The sequence below is a fragment of the Microbacterium sp. Leaf351 genome (genome assembly GCF_001423825.1).
Classification (GTDB): domain Bacteria; phylum Actinomycetota; class Actinomycetes; order Actinomycetales; family Microbacteriaceae; genus Microbacterium; species Microbacterium ginsengisoli.
In genome coordinates this window covers 92944-93319 of sequence record NZ_LMPK01000001.1, presented here as the reverse complement: position 1 = coordinate 93319, position 376 = coordinate 92944, and the positions used below count along the sequence as shown (strand labels likewise).

The following is a 376-nucleotide window of genomic DNA, read 5'->3' as shown; positions in this document are numbered from 1 at the left end:
CCCCAACCGGTCGACGCGCCGCCCTACGCCGAACCGCAGCCCTACCCGGCGGAGCCCCCGGCATATCCCGTCGTCGTGCCGGCGGCGCCGCCCACGCAGGCGATCGTCCCCGTCTACCCGTCGCAGGAGCTCGCCCGTCCGGGGATGCCCGCGCCGGGCGGCGGCTACTGGATCACCCACCGCGACCTCCAGCTGAACCCCGAGACGCGCATCGTGCTCATCGGCGGGCAGCAGGTCGAGCTCACCCGCACCGAATTCGACCTGCTCGCGACCCTCCTCGAGTCGAAGCGTCGCGTGCGCAGCAAGGCCGACCTCACCCTCGTGCTGCGCGGCGAGTCGTACGTGACCTCCTATTACGTCGGCGAGGCCGACAAGC

General features: G+C 72.3%; 1 protein-coding gene. It reads left to right on the top strand.

Annotated features, from left to right (window positions below):
- The coding region (locus ASG00_RS15955) for a winged helix-turn-helix domain-containing protein (protein ID WP_235558999.1) at nt 1-376 on the top strand (376 nt) is incomplete at both ends.